The sequence below is a fragment of the Hymenobacter sp. HD11105 genome, assembly GCF_054051685.1.
Genome location: NZ_JBSWBR010000003.1, coordinates 26149 through 50560, shown reverse-complemented (window position 1 = coordinate 50560; position 24412 = coordinate 26149). Strand labels below are relative to the sequence as shown.

17 protein-coding genes and 3 tRNA genes are annotated in these 24412 nt (G+C 53.0%); 7 read left to right on the top strand and 13 right to left on the bottom strand.

Translation table 11 applies throughout. The features are described from left to right. The 12 genes from ACW9KT_RS10975 to ACW9KT_RS10920 form a co-directional block, all read right to left on the bottom strand. On the bottom strand, positions 1–1977 hold the full coding sequence (locus tag ACW9KT_RS10975) for a T9SS type B sorting domain-containing protein (protein ID WP_457080269.1): 1977 nt from the start codon (positions 1975–1977) through the stop codon (positions 1–3). Between the two features lie 93 nt (positions 1978–2070). After that, the gene (hutH, locus tag ACW9KT_RS10970) at positions 2071–3558 is read right to left on the bottom strand and encodes a histidine ammonia-lyase (protein WP_457080267.1); all 1488 of its coding nucleotides are present in this window, start codon (positions 3556–3558) and stop codon (positions 2071–2073) included. 83 nt (positions 3559–3641) lie between these two features. Beyond that, positions 3642–5045, bottom strand: a complete 1404-nt coding sequence (hisS, locus tag ACW9KT_RS10965; RefSeq protein ID WP_457080265.1) for a histidine--tRNA ligase — start codon at positions 5043–5045, stop codon at positions 3642–3644. A 170-nt stretch (positions 5046–5215) separates the two neighbouring features. Further along, positions 5216–5554: a hypothetical protein gene (locus ACW9KT_RS10960; RefSeq protein ID WP_457080263.1), complete on the bottom strand. Its 339-nt coding sequence runs from the start codon at positions 5552–5554 to the stop codon at positions 5216–5218. A gap of 309 nt (positions 5555–5863) precedes the next feature. Further along, entirely contained in the window at positions 5864–8359 is a 2496-nt protein-coding gene (locus ACW9KT_RS10955) for a TonB-dependent receptor domain-containing protein (RefSeq protein ID WP_457080261.1), read from the bottom strand. A 138-nt stretch (positions 8360–8497) separates the two neighbouring features. Further along, positions 8498–9178, bottom strand: a complete 681-nt coding sequence (locus ACW9KT_RS10950; protein ID WP_457080259.1) for a TIGR02117 family protein — start codon at positions 9176–9178, stop codon at positions 8498–8500. 182 nt (positions 9179–9360) lie between these two features. Then, entirely contained in the window at positions 9361–9822 is a 462-nt protein-coding gene (locus tag ACW9KT_RS10945) for a carboxypeptidase regulatory-like domain-containing protein (protein WP_457080257.1), read from the bottom strand. A 577-nt stretch (positions 9823–10399) separates the two neighbouring features. Further along, entirely contained in the window at positions 10400–12817 is a 2418-nt protein-coding gene (locus tag ACW9KT_RS10940; protein ID WP_457080255.1) for a TonB-dependent receptor domain-containing protein, read from the bottom strand. A 502-nt stretch (positions 12818–13319) separates the two neighbouring features. Continuing rightward, on the bottom strand, positions 13320–14720 hold the full coding sequence (locus ACW9KT_RS10935; protein ID WP_457080253.1) for a toxin-antitoxin system YwqK family antitoxin: 1401 nt from the start codon (positions 14718–14720) through the stop codon (positions 13320–13322). A 148-nt stretch (positions 14721–14868) separates the two neighbouring features. Beyond that, positions 14869–16050 carry an acetyl-CoA C-acyltransferase gene (locus tag ACW9KT_RS10930; protein ID WP_457080251.1) on the bottom strand — a complete coding sequence of 394 codons (1182 nt, stop codon included), beginning with the start codon at positions 16048–16050 and terminating at the stop codon, positions 14869–14871. A gap of 124 nt (positions 16051–16174) precedes the next feature. After that, positions 16175–17161, bottom strand: a complete 987-nt coding sequence (locus ACW9KT_RS10925) for a hypothetical protein (RefSeq protein WP_457080249.1) — start codon at positions 17159–17161, stop codon at positions 16175–16177. Between the two features lie 5 nt (positions 17162–17166). Further along, positions 17167–18144 (bottom strand): VWA domain-containing protein, encoded by a 978-nt coding sequence (locus ACW9KT_RS10920; RefSeq protein ID WP_457080247.1) that lies wholly within the window; start codon positions 18142–18144, stop codon positions 17167–17169. 218 nt (positions 18145–18362) lie between these two features. On the opposite strand from ACW9KT_RS10920, the gene ACW9KT_RS10915 reads away from it, so the two are divergent. The 3 genes from ACW9KT_RS10915 (at position 18363) to ACW9KT_RS10905 (ending at position 18778) form a co-directional block, all read left to right on the top strand. After that, positions 18363–18450: transfer RNA gene (locus ACW9KT_RS10915), tRNA-Ser, on the top strand. Between the two features lie 91 nt (positions 18451–18541). After that, a tRNA-Pro gene (locus tag ACW9KT_RS10910) sits at positions 18542–18615 on the top strand. 89 nt (positions 18616–18704) lie between these two features. Then, positions 18705–18778: transfer RNA gene (locus ACW9KT_RS10905), tRNA-Arg, on the top strand. Between the two features lie 471 nt (positions 18779–19249). Here the strand turns inward: ACW9KT_RS10905 and ACW9KT_RS10900 are convergent. Continuing rightward, entirely contained in the window at positions 19250–20371 is a 1122-nt protein-coding gene (locus ACW9KT_RS10900) for an acyltransferase family protein (RefSeq protein ID WP_457080245.1), read from the bottom strand. Positions 20372–20893: 522 nt separating this feature from the next. On the opposite strand from ACW9KT_RS10900, the gene ACW9KT_RS10895 reads away from it, so the two are divergent. The 4 genes from ACW9KT_RS10895 to ACW9KT_RS10880 all read left to right on the top strand — a co-directional run bounded on the left by ACW9KT_RS10895 (position 20894) and on the right by ACW9KT_RS10880 (position 24357). Further along, the gene (locus tag ACW9KT_RS10895; RefSeq protein ID WP_457080243.1) at positions 20894–21115 is read left to right on the top strand and encodes a hypothetical protein; all 222 of its coding nucleotides are present in this window, start codon (positions 20894–20896) and stop codon (positions 21113–21115) included. Between the two features lie 449 nt (positions 21116–21564). Continuing rightward, positions 21565–22638: a DegT/DnrJ/EryC1/StrS family aminotransferase gene (locus ACW9KT_RS10890; protein ID WP_457080241.1), complete on the top strand. Its 1074-nt coding sequence runs from the start codon at positions 21565–21567 to the stop codon at positions 22636–22638. A 1-nt stretch (position 22639) separates the two neighbouring features. Then, entirely contained in the window at positions 22640–23338 is a 699-nt protein-coding gene (locus ACW9KT_RS10885; RefSeq protein WP_457080239.1) for a WbqC family protein, read from the top strand. A gap of 11 nt (positions 23339–23349) precedes the next feature. After that, positions 23350–24357, top strand: a complete 1008-nt coding sequence (locus ACW9KT_RS10880) for a hypothetical protein (protein ID WP_457080237.1) — start codon at positions 23350–23352, stop codon at positions 24355–24357. Positions 24358–24412 lie beyond the last annotated feature (55 nt).

Sequence of the window (24412 nt, the reverse complement as noted above, 5' to 3'; positions counted from 1 at the left end):
CTACCGGACAATCGTAATGGCGCCGTGCTGTACAAAGGGCTTACCCTCATCAGTGATTGACTCGAAGCGCCAAGCGTATGCACCCGGTACGGGCTCCCGGCCGTTGATGCGGCCATCCCAGCTTTGACTGCGGTCAGTACTCCGGAATACCTCCTGACCATTGCGGTCGATGATGGTGAAAGTAAAGGTGCCAATAAACTTGCCCCTTACTTGTAGCACATCATTCAGCCCGTCGCCATTGGGCGAAAAGGCAGTTGGCATAGCCAAACGCGGAGTTTGCGTCACGTTTACTAGATTGGAATAGCTAGCCGTCACCAAACCACCCCCCGTAGCCTCGATGCGGTAACGCACAGTGCTTTGATTAGAAGGTGGCTCCGAATCGACAAAGCTTAAACCCGTAGTAGGTTGGGTGTCAATAGTGGCTCCATTAAGCGCGATACGTATAATCTGATAGCGCACGGGTATGGAAGGATCGGGGCCTACCAAGGCTGACCAAGTGAAGCGGGCACCGTCTGGTTGAGGATCAGCGGCCAGGACTACAGGGGCTGCTGGGTCGCTATCGGCCGAGAGGCTACCGCAGGCATCGCGGCGTCGTGCTACGTAAGTGGGTGGTGTGCTTACATTTAGATCAGTTGGTGCATCACGAATAATTGGTGCATTTACCACTCCTACGTCTGCTGGGTTAGGCGATGTGCGCAAAAAGGTAAGCTCATTCGGTAGGGGCTGACCTACTGCATTGGTCGCATATAGCTCCACCTCATTGCTTAGCGTAAAAGTGGCCACTAAGCGCGGAGGTAGTGGCGGCCGACCCGCCGCTGTCAGTACAGATGAGGTATTGGACTCAGAAGCAGTCCTATTTATCAAGGCAGTTACTTTGTAAGCGTAAGTAGTACCACAACTGGCAGTCGTGTCTATATACTCCCGGTCACTGCCAGGTAGGGTCGCTATAATACGCTCATCCCGGCGCACCACGAAAGTGCTAACAATAGGGTCAAATGTGGTCCAGATAAGGTGGTTTTGCCCATTACTAGATGTAGAAACTACGCTCACTGTTCCTAAATCTACAGTGCACACTTCCATAGAGGCTGGAAAATTAGCACCAGAGCTAGCCGGACAAGTCGAGGCAGGGCGTACCCGATAGCAACCTGGCAATGGTGAGTTAGTTACAGTGTGGAGGATGCTGCCGTTAATTGCATCGTTACCACCGAAAGTGTTTACCGTACGGTAACCACCAGGGGCGCCGATCTCCGCTACCTGAATCTCATACCGAAAATTGGCTTGCAAGTCCGTAACATCAAATTCAATATTGCTATTACGAACGGTCAGTTGCCGAATAGATGGTCGACGCGGTCGAGCAATTGGAGTGAATGACTTAGTATCACTGTTAGTACAAGAGTTATTGCCGGCATGACTCCCCGTAACCGTTACCGTAGTTGCACCAGTAGGAATGGCGTAGAACCGAGGCTGCCCTCGTTCCACATTTTTCGTTTCAGCGTCACCTACTTTTACGGTATACAGGTTGGCTGCATAAATTTGATCAGTGATATTGACTTCTACTAGCTCATCGGAGCAAACGGAAATGGTAAATGTCGGCGCATCAGTTCTCTTAACATCAAAGCGTTTCGAAACCAGAAAGCCTCTGCCTCCACCTGGCTGTACGCTATTCTGACTAACTATTACGAAACCTCGCCGCCCGTCTTCTTCCGTAGGGATATAAGAAGCGGTGGATTCAAAGTTTGCGTTAGTAGGAATAGGGCAATTTTCGCTTTTGGCATACAGCACCGGCGTGAATTTTTCTGCGCTCGTGTCGAAGAAGCGTACTTCACGGCCCACGCAAAAGGTTGTTACCTCACTACCAGAGGCATCACGGGCAACAAAATCGACGCCTGGCGGAGGTGGAGGACAGGTTTGAGCGGGTGCTAAAGTAGCCAGCAACAATGCTGGTAGCAGTACTAAGAGTCGGTAGATGTTTTTCACGAAGCTTATAACGAGCCCAACGGGTATTTGCGTTTGAGATATACTAAAATTAGCAAGTTATCCCCGAAAAGGAGCAAGCCTGCCGAATAAGCCTTACGGCCACTCGTAAGTACGCACAAAATCGGCAGCAGCTAGTAAGTCAGGATATAAGACCCGGTCGCGGCTTACGAAGGCCACTTTCTGCCGAAAATCCTCAATTACTTGCTCCAGCAAAGCCGAGGTGCGATAGGGACGCCGAAACGCCAGTGCTTGAGCAGCGGTAAGCAGCTCTATTCCTAGCAGTTGCTCGGTGTTCTCCACTACGTGGCGGGCTTTGGTGGCAGCATTAGCGCCCATGCTCACGTGATCTTCCTGTCCATTACTACTCACAATACTATCGACGGAGGCAGGGGTGCAGAGCTGTTTATTTTGGCTCACGATGCCGGCCGCGGTATACTGCGGAATCATCAGTCCTGAGTTCAGACCCGGCTCGGCTACTAAAAATGGCGGTAGGCCGCGCTGCCCACTAAGCAGTTGATAGGTGCGGCGCTCCGAAATGCCCCCCAACTCGGCCACAGCTATAGCTAGAAAATCGAGCGCTAAGGCCAGCGGCTGACCATGAAAATTGCCCCCCGAGAGAATAGCATCATCTTCTGGGAAAACATTGGGGTTGTCGGTGACAGCGTTGCATTCGGTTTCGAGCACCTGCGTTACATACGTGAGGGCATCGCGGGTGGCACCGTGTACCTGGGGCTGGCAGCGGAAAGAGTACGGATCCTGAACGGCTGCCTTAGGTTGCTCCTGTAGTTCGCTATCCGTGAGAAAGTGACGAATACGCTCAGCGGCAATTAGCTGCCCGGCGTGGGGGCGTAACTGGTGCAGACGCGCATCAAATGGCTCTTTTTGCCCCCCAAAGGCTTCTAACGACAAGGCACCCACCACATCGGCGGCGCGGGCCAAGCGCTGGGCACGCAACGTGCAATGCACTCCATAGGCCAACATAAACTGAGTGCCATTGAGCAAAGCCAGCCCTTCTTTGGCTTCTAGCTCAATAGGTGGCCAACTGAATAAGCTCAGCGCATCGGCCGCCGCCAAACGGTAGCCCTGGTAATTGACTTCGCCCAGGCCGAGCAAGGGCAAGCACAAGTGAGCCAAGGGCGCCAGGTCGCCACTAGCTCCGAGTGAGCCCTGCTGATACACCACCGGATACATTTCCCGGTTGAAAAAGTCGAGCAGACGTTGCACGGTAGTTACTTGTACGCCGCTATGTCCGTAGCTTAAGCTTTGGGCCTTAAGCAAAAGCATCAGCCGCACTACCTCTTCTGGTACTTCCTCCCCAGTGCCGCAGGCATGCGACATCAGCAGGTTTAGCTGCAACTGCTGCCGCTGCTGGGGGGCAATTCCGGTATTGCACAGTGCTCCAAAACCCGTGTTGATGCCATACACGGGCGCATCTGACCGCTCCAGCCGGTCGCGCAGGTAATTATAGCAAGTGGCAATGCGCTGCCGAGCTTCTTCACTTAAAACTACTTTAGGACGGTCGCGCAGCAGACGCTCTAAAGTGGCAAGGTTGAGATGGGTGGTGGGGTCGAGGGCGTACATCGAAGGGGATTTTGGGTGACGGAGTGGGCGTCGGGTTCCCGCAGAAGTTCGCAGAGTTTATTGTCCCTGCTAAGCAACGTAAGTTACTGTGCCAGGCTTTCGAGCACCGCGTCTAGCGCTAGCAACTTCTCTTCGCCGGTACTCATGTTCTTGAGTTTAAACAGACTTTGTGCCCGCTCTTCGGAGCCTTGTAAAAGCACATAGGGAATGCCTTTTTGGTCGGCGTACTTGAATTGCTTCACTAGCTTATCGGGGGTGTGGTATAACTCGCTGGGAATGCCAGCAGCCCGAAGCTGCCGCAACACCGGCAAAACTGCCCGCCCAGCTTCTTCATCGAAGTTGACGAGCAAACAGCGCGTGGTAGTAGCAGCATCAGCCGGAAATAAATTGAGCTCTTCCAAGCAATCATACAGTCTATCAACGCCAAAGCTGAAGCCCACACCCGACACGCCCGGCAGCCCGAAGGCGCCCGTGAGGTTGTCGTAGCGTCCGCCGCCGGATACGCTGCCGATTTTCACGTTGTTGATTTTGATTTCGAAAATGCAGCCAGTGTAATAGGAGAGGCCACGGGCTAGCGTCGGGTCGAATTCGAGGTGGTCGAACTGCGTGAAGCCGAAGCTGGTTAGATACTCCTGCACGCTGCGCAGATCGCCTAACCCTTTATATGGCGAGGTGCCAGCTGTAGGACAATCAGCTGCTAGGCCAGCTTGCTGGAAAGCATCTTCGAGCTTTTGCAGCTTCTCGCCAAAGCTTCCCGTGGTGGCTAACAGCTCAAACAGCCGTCCGCTGGCCTGGGGCGAAAAGCCGCGTTCGGCTAGCTCTTTCTCCACACCTTCTCGCCCGATTTTGTCCAGCTTGTCGATAGCCACAAACAGATCCGATTCCCGGCCTTCGCCGCCGAGGGCTTGGTAAATATTGCGCAGTACGCCCCGGTGGTTGATTTTAATAGTGAAATCCGTTAGCCCGATACCATTGAGCACCTCGCACATCATTAGCACAATTTCAGCCTCGCAGAGCAGCGAGTCGGTGCCTACTACGTCGGCGTCGCACTGGTAAAACTCGCGGTAGCGGCCGCGCTGAGGCCGGTCGGCGCGCCACACTGGCTGAATCTGGTAACGCTTGAAAGGAAAGGTGAGCGTACCACGGTTCATGACTACGTAGCGGGCAAAAGGCACGGTGAGGTCGTAGCGCAGGCCTTTTTCGGCAATTTTAGGGAGCACTTTACGGGTGCCGTCAGCTATATCTTCCGGTGCAACATCCTTGAGGAAATCGCCCGAGTTCAAAACCTTAAACAGCAGTTGGTCGCCTTCATCCCCGTATTTGCCGGTAAGCACCGAAAGGTTTTCGAGGGTTGGGGTTTCGAGCGGAGCGTAGCCAAACAACTCGAATGTGCGGCGGATAACGCCAAAAATGTAGTTGCGGCGCGCCACTACGGCGGGACCAAAATCGCGGGTGCCTTTCGGAATGCTGGGTTTCTGGATGCTCATCGGGTACGATTCAATTGGGCGCGAAGGTAACAACGATTGGCCTGACCTTACCCAGCCATTGTCATCAAGCTTATGCTTGGGTTGCAGGAAGCTTGAATTGAGCATTCACAAAAAAGCCCCCCAGAAACGTTTCTGGGGGGCTTTTTTGTGAAAAACACAACCAGCTGCTATTAGTGCTCATCATAAGCGGCATCGAGCAGAGAGGAAACCATAAGGGGTTGAGAGGCAGCATCTAGGTAGAGGAAATGGTGCTGCACTTCCTCCGGCACGTGGCAAAGCACCAACCGCCGCTCCTGGCAGCGCAAATGGTACGCATAAGCAAGCAGCAACTCAATAGCCTCGGCTGGCAGATGATGCAGTAAGCTACAGTCGACCCACACAGCGCGCTTCTCGCTGCGACTAGCCCGAAATAGCGCCCGACTCAACTTCTCCTCATCAGGAGTGTGCTGGTCGTGAGCCAGTATCAGTAGATAGCTATCCGGCAGTATTTCGCGATGAACATCAAGCATAAGAGAATACTACATGGTAAGGCGCTGCAATGCGTCTCCCTAATAGAAGTCAAAACAGAACGGGCACTACATTTTGGGCCGTACCCCCAAGTTGCTGCCCTGAAAAAAGCTGAGCAGTCTGCGGCTAATACGTATAAACTGAGCAGAAGCTGCCTTTTTGGATTATTTCGATCGAATTATTTTTTTCTAAGTAGATATTAAGCTTTATAGATTTATTGTTTAAAGCCTAATTTATTGATAATGAATAAATTGATAATAAACAAAAAACCGTGGCGCATATAATGGCACGGCTTTATTTCTGCTATAAACCTAGTCTACACCCTCACTTGGGTCCTCTGGGCCTTGCTGCTGGTCGCCCCGTCGACGGCGCTGCTCTGGCTGCTGCGCGCCACCAAATCGGTAGGTGAAGCCCAAAAAGCCCACTCGGGTTTCCCGTTTAAAACTATTTTCTGACTCGAAGCCTGGCCCGAACGAATCGAAGTTAAAGCGCAGGGTATTAAACACGTCCGACACGCGCAACGTGATGCTGCCCCGGTCTTTAAGCACGGTGTATTTGCTGGCAAACTCGGTAAAGAAGAATTCTCCCCGCCGTCCTTGGGCCGTAACGGCAGCCGAGCGGTAGTTGGCCGAGAACTGAACGTCGAGCTTTTTGGTAATCATGAAATTGTTGTTTAGCCGGCCCGTATAGGTGAAGTTGCGGTTGTCGATGTCGGTGCCGGGCGCGGTACCTTCGATGATGTTGCGAAAGCCCGACAGGTTGGCATTAAGCTTCCAAAACGAGGCAACTGAGGTGGAGCCCACCAGTTCCAACCCGTAAGCAGTGCCGCGGGCCAGGTTCAAAATTGTCTGGTTGGTGGTGGGTGCTTGCAGCTGCTCATTGAAGCCCAATTGGCGAAAACGCTGCACCGAGTTGTTGGTTTGGCGATAAAAGACAGTGGTGGTAAAGGAGTTGGACTGCCCAAAAAACTTCTGGAAACCAAGCTCATAGGAGTTGATATACTCAGGCAGCAAAGCCGGATTGCCGCTGCGCGTATTCAGCGGCTCAGAGCGGTCAACGAATGGATTGAGCTGGTTAACGCCGGGGCGGTTGAGGCGGCGCGAGTAACTGAGTTGCAAGCGTTGATTCTTGGTCAGGTCGTAAGCCAGCACGGCGCTTGGAAACAGGTTCAGGTAGTTTCGGGTGAAGGTGGTGTCCTGAGCAACGGCCAATTGGTTGCCTTCGGTGTTGGTTTGCTCCAGGCGCAGGCCGCCTTGGTAGCTCCATTTGCCGGTGGCGTTGGCGTATGTAGCATAGCCCGCCTGAATGTATTCCTCGTAACGGAAGCGGTTGGATAGTAAGTCGTTCTGGACCGTGCCATCAAAGAATTTATAGTCGGCGTCGAACTGCCGCAGTATGCTCTTAAAGCCAGCTTCCAAACGGCCTTTTTCCCCGAAGGGATGCACATAGTCGATCTGAGCGGAAGCCTGATCAATGGCGTTGTCGAAGCGCTGGCGCTGCTGCACAAAGGGCGAGTCGTCGTAAGGAATGCGGTTGGTAATGGTTTCGTTTTCGCTGCGAATGGGGGTGAACACAGCGTTGGCTACCAACTCGCGGCGGGCCTGCCCTTTCCAGGTGCGGCGGTAATCCAGCGCGTAGTCGGTCGAGCGGTTAGTGCCGCGCTCGTAGTTGGCTAGATCGAAGCTGCTGCCGGGGGGCAAATTTCCCCCATTTGGCGTCGACTGCCGGTTGGCTTGATTCTCAAACTCTTGCTGCCGATTGAAGCGGGGCTGCGCGCTTAGGGTAAGCGTTTGGTAGTCGGTCAGATTATAATCGAAGCCGAAACGGCCGGCGTGAGAGGTGCGGTAGTCGAGGCCCCGCTCGTTCTGATCGAGTATGCGGGTTTGCTGTACCTGTTCGGAATTCTGAAAAGTAGACGTCTGGAAGGAATTGCCAGAGCCCACGCGACGGTCGCGCCTGAAATCGTAGCTACCAAATACATTCAGCTTGCCCTTGCGCGCGTTCAAACTCAGAGAACTGTTGTACTTGTCCTTAGTGCCGGCCGTGACAGTCGCCAACCCATTGACACCATCTTTGCGCTCTTTTTTTAGGATGATATTAATCACGCCGGCTGTACCCTCCGCATCGTAGCGCGAGGAAGGGTTGGTAACAACTTCAATACTTTGGATACTGCTGGCCGGAATCTGGTCGAGCACAGCCGAGCGGCCACCGCCAGCGGCTCCGGTCGGCTTGCCATCCACGAAGATGGTCACGTTGCCGGAGCCGCGGAGGCTCACCGCGCCGCTTTGGTCTACCGTTACAGAAGGCACATTCTGGAGCACATCCACAGCCGAGCCGCCGGTAGTCGTCAGATCCTTCGATACGTCGATTACCTTTTTGTCAAGGTTATCAGTCAAAATGGCCCGTTCGCCTTGCACCACTACTTCCTTGAGGCGCGTTGTAGTAGAAGCAAGTCGCACTGGCCCAAGCGCCACGGCCGGATTGGTAGCACTCAGTGTAACAGCGCGGCGCACAGGCCGGTAACCTAAGATGGTAGCCCGCAGGGTGTAGGCGCCAAAAGCGACATTCTCCACAGTAAAGGTGCCGGCCTCGGTGGTTTGAGCGCCCGAAATGAAGGTAGAGTCTTGGGCCCGCAGCAATACAACATTCGCGAAGGGAATTGGCTGCCCGTTGCTTTGCTCCAACAGAGTGCCGGTTACGGTCCCGGTTTGGGCTTGTGCTTGCCCAGCAGTGGTTAGTGATAAAAATAGGAACGCAATAAATGAAAGCCAGACCTGAGGGCCCTGGCGCAGAGTAGAAAAACGCATGATAATCAATGAAATCCGAACAAAATCAACACCTGACGGCCGCTAGGTACTAACGTAAATCCCGCCGCCACGGACGAGCCGCGACGACGGGATTCGAGAAAAGAACCAGTTTTTGTTGGCTGGTTGCACTTGCAACTTCTACATGCCCGTCGGAGCAGGACTGGGGGGCATTTTGGCGGCTTGGCGAGCCTGATAAAGTACTGAGGCCGCGAAGGGAGCTTTCAGCGCGGCGCGCAGACCACTTACGCGCAAGCCGCGATTGGTCCAGTCGTTGCAGGTGCGCAGCAGGTGGTAGTGGCCCCGTGCCCGCAGGAAGAAGTCGTCGGGCGTGTAGCCGGCCGCGTTCAGGAGCAGCGGCCGACCCAAAGAATCAGGTTGCCACGAGGCTTCGATGTAGGCCGTGAGGCGGTCGTACTGATCGGGCGAAATAAGCAGGGAAACAACCTTTTCGCCCGGCTGGGGGGCATTTCTGTAGAAATCGACGTGTACAAGAGTGGACGAGGGCAGGGCAGCCCGCAAAGTGGTGCCCAGACCCGGAAATTGCCCCCCATACGAGTTCAGGTAAAAGCCTTCATTACCCCAGCCAAACCCGACGTATTGATAATTCTCATACGGCGCCAGTTTGGCCGTTGGCCCGCCTAGCTTTTGGAGCCAATCGGTGGCGGTGCGGGGCTCGCGTACGGGCAAAACGAGGTCGGAGTGAACGCCATTGGATACTATATAAATGGGAATGCCATTGGCTGTGGGCCGAAAGTCCTGATTGACGGGTACCAGCGTGCCGGTTATCAGCAACAAAATGAAAGCAACAAAAGCAGACATAAACCAGCGCCAGAACATAGGCGCTCAAGTACTGCCTTTTTAAGCCCGGATGCTAACACTTTGGCCCGGCCCGTCGGTAGTGTAGCTAAAGTTTATAAACGCAGCCGCCCGGCTGTACTGCTCTGGTTAGGGAGCAATAAGCCGGGCGGAATGGAGGGTACGCAGGACGTACACCGGACCTGCTAGCGCATGGCAAGCGTAGTAGCGGGCATGGTGCAGTTGGCAGTAGCCACGCTAGCTTGCCGCTTCACTGGAGTTACTTTCTGAGCAGGGCGAACGGCTAGGTTTCTAGCTAGGGGCTGCATTACCACTGGGCCTAGGGATACTTTGCCTTGCATCATGCTCAAGCCAACTACAGGCTTCACGGTGTGATAACCTAACACAGTAGTGCGCAGCGTGTAATCGCCAAGAGGCACATAATCAAACTTAAAGGAGCCATCAGCATTGGTGGGTACACTGCGAACAAAAGAGTGGTCGGAGGCCCGAAGCAGCACTACATTGGCGTGGGGAATGGGCTCATTGGTTTCGCCGTCGAGCAATTTGCCGGTGAGGCGGCCATTTTCGGGGCCTGATGCCACTAATTGGAGGCTAGCTAATACAAGGATAACACCAGCGAGCAGACGGTTGATGATGGAGGTTTTCATGGCGATTGTGGGGTGAAAAACAAAGGAGAGAAATGGTTAGCCTAGGCACGCACGGGACAGCCGCGGTTCTGTGAAGAGCGTGGGGAAGGCTAGAAAAAAGGCGAGGAGCAAGCCCAGATGGTCGGGCGCCAGGGGCGCGAACCTAGTGTGGGACGGGAGGCCCCAACCCGTCAGGCTGGGAGCGGTTTCGGTGGGTGGCTGGCCGGGGCACTGCCGGGTGGCAGCGCCACCACGAACCGAAAGAGAACGTAGTAAAGATAACTAACAGTACTATGCAAAGCAAGGTACTTGTTAAAATTTTTTTATTCGTGTGAAAGAGCGGGCTGGGTGAAAAGGAAGGTAGACAAGGGGAGTAAGGGAGCTTTCAAACGTATTGCTTTGTGCTTTCAGGGAGATAGATGCAGAGGGGGTTGCGAGGGCTGCCTGCTACCTGAAAAATATTTTAAAACGCCTTAAATCTGGGACGAATACGCCTAAAAACGATTTGAAACTGGCTATTGAAAAACTACTTACTATCTGAAAGCTGGCCTTACCAGAGCTTCGCTACCTACTGGTAAGAGTGGGGGAGGTTTGCAATTTAACCTCCGAAGCCACCACCGCCCTGAGGAGCAGACTCAATCTTCTTGGGGGGCTTATTTGAGCCGAAATACCAGGAGAAGCCGATGTAACCTACTTGCGTTTCCCACTTGTTATTGTAGGTAGCCTCGAAGTTGTCGGCATAAGCCGTGATGCGCTGACGCTGGGTATTAAATACGTCGCTCAGGCGCAAGGTAAGGGCTGCGCGGTCTTGAAATAGGCGCTGACGCAGGGCAATATCCACGGAGCCTACGGGCGCCAGGCGGCCCTGAGGCGTGAGCACGGCGGCCCGGTAGTTACCGGTCAGCTGTACATCAAGCTTAGGTGTAGGCATAAATGTATTGAGCACACGCACGGTGCCGGTGAGATTGCGGCGGCTGGCCTCAGTGCCGGTTGCCGCCGTGATGCTGTTGCGAAACAACGAGCCATTCGCGGTCAGCTTCCACCACTTAGCTAAGGGCTGGTTAATTGACATTTCCGCCCCTAGGCTCGTGCTCTGCCCAAAGTTCTGGAAATACTCCGCCGTGATTACGCCCGGCGTATTGAGCAGGCGCGTGGCCGTGGTATCTATCCGACGAAAGCGCTGAATGGCGTTATTGGTTTGACGATAAAAGAGGGTAGACGTAACCGTGGCCCCGCCCATCGTTATCTGGTGGCCCAGCTCGAAAGAGTTGATGAACTCGGGCCGCAGACTTGGGTCGCCGATACGGTAGTTGCGCTGATCCATGTAAATGGGCAGGGGCAGCTGCTGCATAAACCCAGGCCGATTGAGACGGCGCGAATAGCTCGCTTGCACGCGCTGATCGTGCTGAGCAATGGTACGCGCCACAGTAGCCGATGGGAACAGGTTCAGATAGCTAAGCTCAAAACCACCCAAGCCGCCGCGCACGTCGCCCTGGGTATTGGTGTATTCGGCCCGTAAACCGCCCTGGTAGCTCCAGTTGCCCACCGCGTGCTGACCAGTGATGTAGCCTGCTTGCACAAAGTCTTTAACATCATAGGCAAAAGAGCGGTCGGCGGCGCGGCTATAAATCGGCTGGTCGGCTACATCTTGCAGGAGGAAATCCGCAACTCCCTCATTCGTTTCCCACTCCGTTTTCACACCGGCATCAAGGCGGCTTTTTTCGCCCAGCGGGTGCGTGTAATCTACCTGGCCATTGAGGGCATGAATGCGGACGCGAAAGTCCTGCTTCCACCCCAGCTGCGCCACCTCATCGTTGGTGAATTGCTGGCCCATCACCACATCGGCCCAAAGGCGAGTGTAGCCCGTGCTGGCCTTTAGCTCTCGACCTTTGTGCTCAGCCCAGGTGCGCTTGTAGTCCGCCGATACGTCTGCGGTTTTAACGTCTTCATTCACTTCGGAGCGGGTTTGCTGGAGTACGGGCGCTTGGTCGCCGGTTTGGAGCAGGGCCGTTTGGTTCAGTACGTTTGGGTCAGCGCGGTTGAAATTAGGCTGCACCGTGAGCGAAACGCTATGCTCGGGCGAAATGGTGTAATCGAGGCCCACGCGCCCGCCGTGGTTGCGGCCGTGGCGCAAGCCCGTGGACTGCTGATCGGTGGTGCGCGCTACGCCTTCTATGGTAGCCAGCTGGCGCATAGAGGTGCGGCTGCGGTATTGGTCGTCGCGGGCGTCATAAGAGCCAAATACGTTCAGCTTGCCGGTCCGACGGTTCATGCTCAGGGAAGTGTTGTACTTATCGCGGGTGCCGATGTTGGCAATGGCCGAGCCGTTCCAGCCGTCTTTTTTCTGCTTTTTGAGAATGATGTTGATGACGCCACCGGAGCCTGCGGCGTCATAGCGGGCCGAAGGATTGGTCACTACTTCCACCTTCTCAATGCTGCTGGCTGGAATCTGCTCCAGGCGAATACCACTGCCCCCCGAAGCTGCTCCAGAGTTTTTGCCATCAATAAGCACCGTGATATTGCTGGTACCGCGCATGCTCACCGTCCCGTTCTGATCGACCGATACGGAGGGCACATTCTGGAGCACATTGACGGCGGTGCCACCTACGCTGCTTAAGTCCTTATCTACGTTGATAACCTTCTTATCCAAGTTATCAACTACTGCGGCCCGCTCTCCCTGCACCGTTACGCCAGCTAACTGAGTAGTTGTGGGAGGCAATTTTAGCGCGCCTAGCTTTACTTCCGGCGCAGAATCCGTTACCGCAACCGTCCGGCGTACCGCTTTGTAGCCGAGCACGGTGGCCCGAAAGCTGTACTGGCCCACCGCAACGGGCGCTACTATAAAGGAGCCGTCTTCGCCCGTTTGGGCACCAGCTACCATACTGGAGTCCTGAGCCCGCAGGAGGACTACGTTGGCAAATGGCAGCGCCTGACCATTGCTGGCGTCAAGCAAAATGCCCGATACTGCGCCCTGGGGGGCTTTTTGCTGGGCCCGCAATCCCAGAGGTAAGAGCATAAGGAGGAATCCCAGGCACCGCAGCGCCCGGCAAAAAGTAGCAGAGGAAGTCATAAGGAAAGGATGTGGAGTGGAAAAAATCGGGCAATAAGGTGCTGTTCCAGACGGCCGCGGTTCCGCTGGTTGCCCCATTGCAGGGATTCACTCAAGAAAAAAAGTTGTAGATGAGCAGTTGCAGGGCTGGAGAAGGAAGGCTAGGCCTCACGCTACCAGTAGCGCAACATGCTTCCTATTATTGCCAGCAGAGCAGAGTAAAGCTTTGCCCCGTCGGCCTCTGCCCGCCAAGTAGCCCCGATTGAGCTAGGTAAAGCGGCAAGGAGTAGCTCTAATTGATGGAACAAATATATCAGAAGGTACTATGCGAAGCAAGGTACCTTGATTAAAAATTTACGAAATAGTTCCAGGGCCTTTATGGCTCCGAGTAAATAGAGAGGGAGCCAAAGCCAAAAAAGCCCCCCAGAGTTATATCTGGGGGGCTTTTTGTGTGATCTAAGTGCCGCTCTTACTTGCCAGCTGTTACCTCCTGACCATTTCGAAACGTCTTTTTCTGGGTAATAGCTTTGCCATCAGGACCAAAGTAGGTCCAGACACCAGTCTCTTTATTATTGCGGAAGGCACCCGCTACTTCCTGTGTGCCATCTTCCCTCAGCTGACGATACGGGCCGGTTTTCAGCCCTTTCACGTACGTTGTCTCAGATTTTAGCTTACCTGAAGCATGAAATTCCTGGCCTAAGCCCGTGGGGCGGCCATTCTCATAGAGCAACTTAGTCTGCACCGTACCGGTAGGGAAGTAGGTCAGTTTTTCACCGCCCAAGCGACCATTCGCGTAGGTCTCCTGGGTCTGAACCTGCTTACCATCGGGGTAAAAAGTGCGCCAGGTGCCCGCGGGTACATTGTTTTTAAACAATTGCTCCTGCTTCACTCCGCCCGACTCGTAGTAGGCCGTCACTTTCCTGTCGCGGGCCTGGTTGCCGTACACCGTTTCCTTTTCCAGCTTCCCCGATTCGTAAAAATCTTGGCTGGTACCGGTCAGAACGCCGCTCTTGTAGGTCATCTTGCTCTTCACGGCGCCACTCTCATAGTAGGCTTTAGCAGGACCATCGAGGTTGGCGGTAGCCTTACTTAAGTTAGCAGCCCCCTTGGTTAGGTCGTCGCCGAGTGGGTTTTTTACAGCGCGATTTTGCACGGTGGAGGCTACATAGCTGCCTTCGGAGCGCAACTTACCGGAAGGATAATAGGTTTTCTGAGTGCCCTTGCCGGCATTGTCAATGACAACTTCGCTTTCCAGCTGGCCATTCTCAAAGTAGGTTTTGTAGGGGCCAGCCAACAAGCCACCCCGATACGTGGCCTCACTTTGCAGCTGACCATTCGGGTAATAGGTCTTCATGGGGCCGCTCGCGTGCCCATTCGCGTAGGTAGTCTCTACCTTCGGCTTGCCCGATGGATATAGCTCCCGCACGGCTCCTACGGGCTGCCCATTCTCGAGAACGGTTTCCATCTTGATTTCCCCGCCGGGATGATACGACTTGAGGGTTCCGCTGGGTTGGTCGTTGGCGTAGCTACCTTCCTGGGCCAGTTTGCCAGAGGCATAATACGTCTTGAAGGGTCCTTGGCGCACGCCCTGCTGAAACGTGACTTCTAGGCGGCGTTGGCCATTTTCGAAGAACTCAACGTAGGCACTATCACGCTTTCCTCCCGCGTAACGCGTCTGCGCTTCCAGCTTGCCAGAGCGGTAAAAGCGCTTGTAGGGGCCTTCCATAACGGTATCGGCCGGACTTACCAATGCGGAGTACACCTCGCGCACCACGGTGTTAGTCGAGTCGCGGTAGCTCACCAGCCGGCGCAGCTTTTGAGCCTGAGCCGTGGTGGAAAAAAGGAAAATCAGGAAAATAATTCGTTTCATAATCGAAAGAACGCAGGAATATGCGGCAAAGTGCGTCACGGTGCATCTCATCCGTGTGCAGATCTTTTATTGCAGGTCTCAACTAACCTGTTAAACAAAAAAAGCCCCCCAATACGTGCTGGGGGGCTTTTTAATTGAGTTAGCGCTTTTATACCTTCTCCAGCACAATGCTGCTAGCGCCACCGCCGCCGTTGCAAATGCCCGTCACGCCGATTTTGCCGCCTTCGTTCTGCATCACATTCAGCAAAGTGGTCACGATGCGCGCGCCCGAAGCCCCCAGCGGGTGACCCAAGGATACAGCCCCACCGTACACGTTTACCTTCGTGCCTTCTAAGTTCAGAAGCTTGTTATTAGCCAACGAAACCACCGAGAAGGCCTCATTTATTTCGTAAAAATCCACTTCGCTCGCGTTGATTCCAGCATGCTTCAAAGCTTTTGGAATAGCTAAAGAAGGCGAAGTGGTGAACCACTCCGGAGCCTGCTCGGCGTCCGCGAAGCCGCGAATGATGGCCAGGGGTGTAACACCAAGGGCTTCCGCTTTCTCACGACTCATCAGCAGCACGGCAGCAGCGCCATCATTCAGGGTAGAAGCGTTAGCCGCCGTTACGGTGCCTTCTTTCAGGAAGGCTGGTTTCAGGCCAGCTACTTTGGTGAAATCTACTTTCAGGTACTCCTCATCATCTTCAATAACGGTGGTTTTGCCACGGCTCTCAATCGTGATGGGAATGATTTCGTTCTTCTTTTTGCCTTCCTTAGCGGCCTTCGCGCTACGCGTATAGCTCTCAATGGCAAACTCGTCTTGCTGCTCGCGAGTGAAGCCCATCTCTTTGGCCGTATGCTCGGCCGCGTTGCCCATAGCGTAGTCGTTGTATGGGTCCCACAGGCCGTCTTTCATCAGGCCATCAATCATCTGGGAGTGACCATACTTCGCACCAAAGCGAGCTTTATCTAAGTAATAGGGAACGTTCGACATGCTCTCCATGCCGCCTGCCAGAACCACGTCGGACTGGCCCAGCATGATTGCCTGCGCCGCAAACATAATGGCCTTGGTACCCGAAGCACAGACCTTATTAACAGTAGTGCATTCCACGGTATCCGGCAAGCCAGCTTTCTTGGCGGCCTGCCGAGCAGGTGCTTGGCCGAGGTTGGCCGAAATCACGTTGCCCATAATTACTTGCTGTACTTCTTTAGGATCAACGCCAGCTTTTTCCAGCGCTCCTTTCAGCGCAATACCTCCCAAATCGGTGGCCGAGAGGGAAGCGAGGCTACCGCCAAAGCTGCCAATAGGCGTACGAACGGCAGCAACAATAACTACTTCTTTGATTTGCATAAAAATGGGTGGATGATATTGGGGTGGATCAGAAAACCGAAGCCGAGGCTTGGGGCCCTAAAAGTACGAAGAACGCGAGTAGCGTCCGCTTTCTTAGCTTTCACGTAGCCAAGGTAGTGCGCAACTACCAGGCGGGCTTGTCGCTAGCCGGCTTGCGAGCCGCCCGCCGCGGCAGCTGCTGAAGGTATTGCTGCTCGGCAGCGCCCAACGATTCCAGAATCTGGCGCGCCCGGCCCGGACTGAGCTGCATCTGCTGCAAGCGTGCGCGTTGGGTCTGAAGCTGGGCCTCGTTAAGAGTAGCTGCTTCAGTGCCTGGTCGTTGACTACGGCCCTCTGCCAATTCTGCCCCAGCCTCAGCCGTACTGCTGAGGCCCCGAACACCGCCAGGCTCTACACCACTGCTCATGCTGCGCTCCGCTCCATCTCCAGGCCGGAACCCGCCCCGCGCTGTATTGCCCTGCGCAGTACTTGGTTGGTTCGCGTTACGCTGCCCAGACTCATTTGGGCGCGGTTGGGGGGCATTTCTAGGGTCGGGGGGCAGATTAGGTTCATCCAATTGTCCAGTCCGGTCATTTCCGGCCCGCGTCTGTTCCTGCTCAGTCTTCTGTTGCGGCTTAGGAGCAGCGCGATCTGAATCAGCCTTGCCAGCTTGGGCCGGTGGAGGTATTTGGGGTGAGTCGGGTCGCCGCGCCAGATAGTCGCGGAGCACTTCATAGTTGTAGCGCGCTTCCGCATTAGTAGGATCGGCGAGTAGGGCTAGTCGCAAAAGGCCAATAGCTTGCGCAAATTCTCCTTTTTGAACCGCTAGTACTCCGAGTTGCTGCTGCGCTACACTGCGAAGTGCAGAAGTTCTGCTACTTAACAAGCGACCATAATAAGTCTTTGCAGCGTCATTCTGGCCAGCGCGAGCACACGCGTGGGCCAAGTTCAAAACGGTTTCTTCATCAGTTGCTCCTAGCTCTTCTACTGCCTTCTGATATGACTGTGCAGCAGCTGCAAAATCTTGGCGAGTATAGGCTGTGGCCGCTTGCTGCACGGCTTCGTTGCGGTCACGGATGCGGGTGATGCCGCCCCAGCCACCACCAAGCACCAGCAAAACAAGTAGCAGCACATTCTTCACGGACGGATAACGCGAACAGTAAGGATGATATCGAAGGCTAGCAGCACAAGCGCCAGAACGAGCGGATAGCGGTATCTATTATCTGCTACGGATACTGTGCGCACCTGTTCTGCCTGCCCTTCCAAGCGGTTAAGGGCATTCACGAGCAGCGGAAACTCGTTGCGCTGATCGGTTAGTTCAAAATATTGCCCCCCGGTTTGCTGTGCCAGGCGACGGAGCGTGGTTGGCACAAGGCGCGTAACAGCATCCCGGCCGCGCGCATCGCGCTGGTAGCCTCCACCGCTCCGCCGCGGAATACGCCCCCCATCCAACGTGCCTACGCCTACAGCAAACACACGCACCCCCGAGCGCGTGATCAATCGTAAGGTAGGCTCCAGGTTTTCACTAAAGTCCTCGCCATCGCTCACTACGACTACCGCCGTAGCGCGGGCCGCCGTACCCGCCGGACGGTTAGTGGCCTGCAAACGAGTAAGAACTAGCTCTAAGGGCGGCACCAGGTCGGTGCTGCCCGCCGGCACTAAGGTAGTTTGTAGAGTAGAAATGAAAAGCTGAAGCGCACTTTGGTCGTAGGTAAGGGGGCATTGCACAAAGGCATCGGCCGCAAAAACCAATAACCCAATGCGGTCGGCCTGAAAACGATTAATAAGCTGGGTAAGCTCAGCTTTCGCTTTTTGTAAACGGGAGGGTATCACATCCGTTGCATCCATTGAACGCGACAAGTCCACGAGTAGCCATACATCTTTGCCCGCGGTCCGCACGGGCTGTTGAGTAACTCCCTGGGCTGGCCCAAGCAATGCTATTAGTAGCAAGCCAAAGTAGGTAGTTCGCAATACTGCTTTCCACACAAGCTGCCAACCGCGTTGGTCCAATGGAGCTGCCAGTCGCCGAGTCCGGAGAACGTACCCCACATACAGCACCACGAAGATGCCTATGCAAGTCAATTCAAGCCAGGAGAGGGGAGAGGCCCAATTCATAAAAGAAGTAAAACAGCAAGTAAGGAAAAAATAACTACGTCCCGCGTTCGATCTGCAACCACTCACATACTCAAGCTGCTGCGACAAATATAGCGGCCTTCCAGCTGCCCGGGTGCCGTCGGGCAAGAAGAATAAGCGAAGATAATTTTTTTGAAAAGGCTGATTCTTCGGTTCTAGTTGTATATTTGCGCACTCTTCAACCGGAAGAGACCCGTTTTGGAGAGATGGGTGAGTGGCTGAAACCAGTAGTTTGCTAAACTGCCGTAGCTCTAAAGGCTACCGGGGGTTCGAATCCCCCTCTCTCCGCGTTCCTTATTACATGAGGAATAGAGAATCAAGATTGAGGACTTGTTGATTAAAATCCTCATTCCCAATTCTTCATTCCTCATTCTCTTTTCGGGGTGTAGCGTAGCCCGGTATCGCGCCTGCTTTGGGAGCAGGAGGCCGCAGGTTCGAATCCTGCCACCCCGACACTTTTCCCAAAAAGGCCTTTTGCTAACCGCAAGAGGCCTTTTTTATGACATCTGCCTTTCATCAAATGATAGCAGATTCCTAATGTTGCCTCGTTAGCTCAGTTGGATAGAGCGGCTGCCTTCTAAGCAGTAGGTCAGGAGTTCGAATCTCTTACGGGGTACATTGATAATCAGCCACTTAGCTTAAATGCTGGGTGGCTTTTTTATGCTTGGTTCATACAGCGGTTCATACAACTGGATTAATTAAAATTGAGCTAAGTAGGGGATAGGCTTAAAAGTATTTATCTATTATGCACTATTAACGCCTTGTAATTAGCGTCCCGCGATGAGGGTCGCGAGTTCTAGCCTCGGTTCTCGCTCATTCACCATCAGCCACTTATGCACTTGTATGAGTAGCTGTTTTGGTTTTGGTTTACACAACGGTTTACAACACGTTGTAGCTGCCTTCCGTTTTCATTGGCAGTTCCATTAGGGCGTCGGTTGGGTTTCATCCATTCCGCCCAGAGCCCCAAGGTCTTGTCTGCGCTTGACGTCCTGAGGGAAAACGCAGAATTAGGGAGGTATTTTTTCGGCTACTCTCGTCTTGGCACACAAAAAGGCCCACTCGGAGTGTGAGTTTTTAGATCTATGTATTAAGGCTGCCAGCGGTAGCGTTTAATCAAAGACCGGTGCATCGGTACTTCGATGGCTTTGAATAGCAGAACGGCAAGGATGTTCGTCAGAACAAATTTGACCAAGCTATTGGTAGAAACATGAAGATCCAAGAATCTGCTTAAGATGCCCATGTGGATTAAGTAAAAGGAATAGGACGCCCTGCCGAGTAGGATAAATAGTTTTGTTTCCAGCAAACGTCTCAGGCTACTTTGTTCCCGAATCAGCCCAACGTATAAAGCGCAGACTCCCGGAACGAGTAGACCGATGTTCAGAAAAATAAATAGGGGTAGATTTATTTTTTCTTCTGCCAGCGCCGGGTCATCGATCCAGGCCATGATGCCCATGACGCCGATAATCCACGCAAGCCCGGCCCACGTGTAAAACGCACCAGCCCGCATCGCCTGGAACCGGTTGAGAATGAGTAGGGCCACTCCCATCCCCGCTAGAAACTCGAAACACCGGCCGAAAAAGGTGAGGGTAAAAAGAAAAGTGAACGACTCAAAGAAGCCGAGGGGATGGGGTGCATAGTACACCAGGGCCGCGCCGAAAGTCGGCAGTAACAACCCATAGAGTAACAGGTTGATTGGTGACCTGCGCAGCCCCACTAGCAGAAAAGGAGCGGCAAAGTAAAAGCATTCTTCTACCGTCAGGGTCCAGCCCTGCACAATGCCCGTAAACGCGAAGCTGTCAAAAAAGCCTCGTAAAAACGTAATATTCAGGACAATAGCCAGTAGCTGGTCGGTCATGCTATAGTTTGCCCAGAGCCTCGTCACGTCATAAGCAGGTTGTAGATGCAAGACTACAAACGTAAAGCAGGTAAGCAGCAAGTACATCGGATAAATGCGGGCTACGCGGTTGAGCAGATATTGCTTCCACCAACGGTTGCTGAGTTCCACTTTGTCCCTGTAGCGGACGCAGATCAGTAGGCCGCTGAGCACAAAGAACAATGCCACGCCCGTGTGCCACTCACGCGCCAGTCGCCAGCCCATACTTGACTCAGGAAACGGGTTAAAATGGTGGAAAAAGACTAACCAGGCGGCCAAGGCACGTACACCGGTTAAGGCGGGAAAATAAGCGGGTTGAGCGGGTAGATGGGGCACAGCGACAACAAGCTTTTTGGCCGCTGTTAGCGCGGGTAGTTGTTAAGAGTTTGTAAGTATACCAAAAGGCGTTCAGGAACCTGTCCTTCTACCTACTTAACACTACTACAGGTAAAGTTCACCCTCCCGGAGAGGCTTTACCTGTAGTAGTGCATCAACGACGTATAAGCAACTGAATATACTCACCAATACTTGGAGCAATAGGATAGCGGCGTGGGCGAGCAACTAGCCATTTGTTTTGAAGGAGCAAGAATATGCCTTTTATTGCATGACATATGAGGAGGATTCTAAGAAAAATTCATTCTGATTCAACTTGCTAAATTGAGCGAAAAGAAGGAGCTATTTCCCTTGGGAGATATCTTGCTCTGCAAGAATGGCCTAAACTTAATTATCAGTTTTTATAGCATACTTGCCACTTATCTTGGCGTGCGACTACTCTATACTTTATAAAAGGCCTGGCCCTATTCGACTATCCGACCACTTGTCCCTACAACCCAGAACTTCAAGCCCACCACATACCAGGTGCTCGGCCTTGGTCAGCTCACGGCTGCCTCGGACCGGGACTTAGTAGAAGCCTTGCGTCGCGCTACGCAGGAGTGGTTACCCAGCAGCAGCCTCGAGGAGTTTATGGCGGGCATGGCCTTGCGTGCTTACGTGCTGAAGGGTGCCTTAGTGCGCACCGACCATGTTTTCTTCTTCCTGACCGACCTGATGGAATATGGGTTCGTGATCCCGTTGTTGTAGGAATGAAAATTCTTCGCGTCAGGGCTCTTCGGCAATTAATCCAAGGGAAGCTAACTGTTCTTCATGTCTCCCTTAGCTGACCTACGAACCTTTCGCGCCTTGTGCTCTCCGAGGTACGTGATCAGGAAAAACTTTACTCATAACGGTTACAGCCGCATGCAGCCTCACTGCCCGGGTTTTAGTTTTCCTGATTAGCCGTCGCCGTGCCCGCCTTTCCGCATACCACCCTCTACGCAACAAGTGAAGAGGTTGTCTCAGTTTGGCCGGGTGAGCTAGGACGAGTAAGTATTTGCTAAAGCAATAAGCTTGGAGTGTGATAGCTAACTTGGCTTTAGCATAGGGTCACACCATTTGTAAGCGGTCTGTCACATATCTTTTACCCATGTAAATAGCAGGATTACTAAACGCCCTTTCACCTACACCTAGCACATTTTTATGAAGTTCATTAGATGATAAATGTTACCAAAACCTACCTGCCGCCTCTGGCGGAATATACCGCCTATCTGGAAGGCATTTGGGAGCGGGATTGGGTAACTAACCATGGCCCGCTTGTACAGGAGCTAGAAGAAAAGCTAAAGGCTTATCTAGGTGTCAAACACCTGTTCTTTGTATCTAATGGTACCGTTGCTTTGCAGATTGCTATCAAGGCCTTAGAACTACATGGGGAAATTATCACTACACCTTTTTCCTACGTTGCCACCACTTCCAGTATTGCCTGGGAAGGGTGTCGTCCCGTCTTTGTTGATATTGATTCCGCAACGTTGTGCTTGGATCCAACCTTACTGGAGGGTGCGATAACCGCTGAAACCACCGCCATAATGGCCACGCACGTGTACGGCAATCCATGCGAGGTAGAAGCCATTCAGGGAATAGCTCAGAAGTACAATCTCAAAGTTATCTATGATGCTGCCCATGCTTTTGGCGTACAGTACAAGGAGCAGTCAATATTAAATTTTGGGCACGTATCCACGTTAAGCTTTCACGCCACGAAGCTATTTCATACGGGAGAAGGCGGTGCTATTGTGACGGACGACGACGAGTTAGCATTTAGAATTTCGTACATGGCTAATTTCGGACACGATGGGCCGGAACACTACTCGGGCCTCGGCATCAATGGCAAAAACTCCGAACTCCATGCTGCGATGGGCCTTTGCGTGCTCCCTAAAGTGACGAAGTTCATTCAATACCGACAGGAGCTCAGCCAACTATATGACCAGCTCCTGCTGGGAAATGGTCTGACTAGGCCAGAGATTAGTGCTCAAACAAGTTATAATTATGCGTATTACCCCGTGCTTTTCCCAGATGAGAAAAAACTGCTCGCCGTGAGGGCCGCTCTCAACGCGCAGCATATTTTTCCGCGCCGCTATTTTTATCCCGCGCTCACTGACCTCAACTATGTGCTTCCTCAAACGGCGCCGGTTGCTCAAAGTGTCTCTGCGCGAGTCCTTTGTTTACCGCTCTCACATGACTTGACTGTTACACAGGTTGAGCAAATAGCAGGTATTATTACTAAGTGTCTGTAAGATGCGAATTGCGATAATGCAGCCCTATATCTTCCCTTACTTAGGCTATTTTCAGCTTATTGCGGCCGTTGACAAATTTATTCTCCTAGATAACGTTCACTACATCAACAAAGGGTGGATAAACCGTAATCGCATACTGCTTAATAATAAAATTACCCCATTTGTCATCTCACTTAAGAAAGCTTCCCAAAACAAGCTTATCAGAGACTTGGAAATTTCCTATGAAACCAGCTGGCAGATCAAACTACTAAAAACCTTAGAGGCAGCTTATGCCAAAGCGCCATATTTCAATGTGGTTTTCCCCATGGTTCGCCAAGTGCTCACCGCCAACGAAACGCATATTGCAAGGCTCGTATACACCAGCTTATTGCAGGTCTTGGAATACCTGAGCATTCATACGGAAATAAAAGCCAATTCTCGTGGCTATGCCAATGAGCATCTGCGAGCTCAGGATAAAATCCTGGACATCTGTCATCAGGAGCAGGCCGACGAATACGTAAATCTCGTAGGCGGGGCAGCACTATATGAAAAAGCTTTATTCAATCAGCACGGGGTACGCTTGATTTTTCTGGAACCTGTTTTGTCTGCGTACCAGCAGTACTCAGCAGACCACGTGCCCGGGCTTTCTATTCTAGATGTGTTGATGCACAACTCTCCGGAGCAAATCAATCAGATGCTCCAGCAATACCGTTTACTATAAAGAATTTGTTTATGGATGGTGCCGCGTTACCAGTTGTGATAAGCCAGGAATTGATTCCTTTAGCTGAACCAGCAAGGTGGCAGGCGGCACTACAAGACGTACCTTATAGCTTTGGGCACACCTGGGAGAATTGCCAGGCCATGCAACTCACTACCGGCTACCCCACTTTTCTTTACGTATGGCAAAATGGCAAAGCAAAAGTAATTTGCCCCCTAGCCGAGCGAACTTATCAAGGGTACACGGATGTGGTGACGCCCTACGGCTTTTCTGGGTTTGTCGGAACCAACCCGTTTCTAGATTGCCTAGCTGATTGGCATCGTTTAGCTGTGGAGGCCGGATATGTATGCGGATATATTGGGTTAAACCCAGTGCTGACCTCCCAAGTCGCTTTGGGTTCAGCAGATGCATTTGTCACTAATAGGCTGTACGTAATGAATCTGCAGCTACCAGTTGACGAACTTTATCAGAAGCTTTCACAGAACAGAAAAAGGGTATTAAAGGCATTTGCCAAGCAAGAGCAGCGTTACTTCTTTGAGAAAGCAAAATTGAAGGCGTTCTTTATCGAACACTACCACGCGTTTTTCGCTCGAAAAAATGCAGCGGCTACCTACAACTTCTCCTTGTCCACTCTTGCTACTTTACTTGATCTTGATAGGGTCCTGCTGATTGGTTACCTCGAAGTAGGCGAAGTGAAAGCAGTGGCCGTTTTAGCTTACACCCAGCACATGGGTGAATACCTGTTTAGCCTAACCCTGCCCGGCTACGAAGACCATACCACACCTTTACTTTGGTATGGTGCCCTACGATTAAAAGAAAAGCAGGTGCCGTATTTAAACCTGGGTGGCGGCGCGACGCCCGGCGACTCCATTGCTAGCTTTAAACAACGGTTCGGTGCATTAGACCTACCGCTGACTTGCCTGAAGCAAGTGTATCAAGAAACACTTTATGCGACCCTGTGCGCGCAGGCTCGAGTGGACCCCACTGACAAACAAGGCTACTTCCCTGCGTACCGGCGCTGAAGCGCAGGACAGGGAGAAGAACTGAGGGGCGGTAGCCAAAGAGGCTAACGCTTTC